Consider the following 1,580-nt stretch of genomic DNA (forward strand, 5'->3'; position numbering starts at 1 on the left):
GAATGCTTATCCTAATATTCTTCAAAAAGATTTCGATGAAGCACTAAGTTTCATTGAAGGTTGGAGACCATTATTTAACGGTAGTAAAACTGCGTAGGAGGTAAAAACATGATTGATTTAAATTCATTCGCTGATGGAGCATTAGCGGAGCAGTTTGATAGAGAATTCGAACGAGTAACTGAAAATATGGCGGATTTAAATACTGATCCCAAAAAAGCTAGAAAAATCACAGTAACGCTTACATTTGTAGGTGATAAAAAGCGTGACGTTTGGGACTGTAAAGTACAAGCGAAATCTACTTTAGCACCTGCAGAAGAAGTAGAATCAAAAATTCTATTAGGCCAGGATAATAGCGGTAATATTATTGGCCAAGAGCTTGCATCCGGAGTAAAAGGACAGATGTATATGGATACTGAGGGTGATCTCGCTACTGATGTAGGCGAAAAGGTTGTTGAAAATCAAGATCCAAATGTTGTTGTAGATTTACAAAGAAAATCAAATTAATGAAAAGGGGAAATGAAGTATGTCAATGACAAAAGAAGCTTTGCAATATGTAGTAGGTTTAGGAAATGCAGAAGTAGAGGAAATCAACGGTCAAACGTATTCTAATCAGCAGTTGCATGTAGTGGAAGAACCGACACCACGTGCTTTAACTGTACGTAGCCTATCTAGTTTAGTAGATTATGCGAAATCTAATTTTGATACAGCAGAAACAATTATGATTCACATTGAAAGTCCAACAGAAGTGAGTTTGTTTACTGCATTAAACGGTAATTGCAATCGTAGTAAATTCGTGAAAGCAGAAGCTTTAATTCCACATTTTAGTTTTGGGAGATTCCATGACACAGAGGACTTTAACATTAGTATGCAATCAGGATTCGTTAAAAATAATGACCGTGACATTGTATTACAAGTAATTGGAACTATTGCGGATGAAACTGTACGAGAGATTGGCGATGATGGGGTTTCACAAGCTGTTACTGCTAAAACAGGAGTTTCGACACGTGGAAATGTAAAAGTACCTAATCCAGTAGCCCTACAGCCTTACAGAACGTTCGTTGAAGTTGAGCAGCCTGAAAGTGAATTTATTTTCCGTATGAAGACAGGCCCGACTTGTGGGCTATTTGAAGCGGATGGCGGGGCTTGGAAGTTACAAGCAATTAAAAACATTAAAGCCTATTTAGTAGCAGCGCTTGAGGAAGAAGTTAAATCAGAAAAGGTATTCATTATTGCGTAATGGATATTTCAACAGTAGAAAGTACTAGTGCCGTTTGTATCTTTGGTTTAGGGATTGGAATTTTTGCACTTGCACTTTACAAAGGCGGCAGCTTCATTGAGAGAAAACTCGATGAAGCTGAACAACTAGAAAAAGAGGTGAGTACGATTGGGAATAGAAAACAGAGTCCTTCCGGAGCATTTAGCAGCAGCAGAGAAGTTAGAAAAAGAGCTTAGAGAATGCATCCAAAATCAAGACATTTTATATAAACAGATGGAACGGGCAAATGAAGAGTGTAATAAGACTTTATATGTAGAGCTGCATGAACTACATAGAAAAAAAGTTATGAGAGAACTAGAAATAT

3 protein-coding genes are annotated in these 1,580 nt (G+C 37.3%); all 3 read left to right on the forward strand.

Annotated elements, in window-relative coordinates; all coding sequences use genetic code 11:
* Positions 1-108: 108 nt before the first annotated feature.
* From KVT27_RS23165 to KVT27_RS23175, 3 genes are read left to right on the forward strand one after another with little or no spacing between them, the layout of a single operon-like run.
* The gene (locus tag KVT27_RS23165; protein ID WP_217563180.1) at positions 109-504 is read left to right on the forward strand and encodes a replication terminator protein; all 396 of its coding nucleotides are present in this window, start codon (positions 109-111) and stop codon (positions 502-504) included.
* 19 nt (positions 505-523) lie between these two features.
* Positions 524-1,237, forward strand: a complete 714-nt coding sequence (locus KVT27_RS23170) for a hypothetical protein (protein ID WP_217563179.1) — start codon at positions 524-526, stop codon at positions 1,235-1,237.
* Entirely contained in the window at positions 1,237-1,452 is a 216-nt protein-coding gene (locus tag KVT27_RS23175) for a hypothetical protein (RefSeq protein WP_217582022.1), read from the forward strand. Before KVT27_RS23170 ends, KVT27_RS23175 begins: the two co-directional genes overlap by 1 nt.
* Positions 1,453-1,580: the final 128 nt, after the last annotated feature.

This window comes from Lysinibacillus sp. GbtcB16, assembly GCF_019091145.1.
GTDB lineage: Bacteria > Bacillota > Bacilli > Bacillales_A > Planococcaceae > Lysinibacillus > Lysinibacillus fusiformis.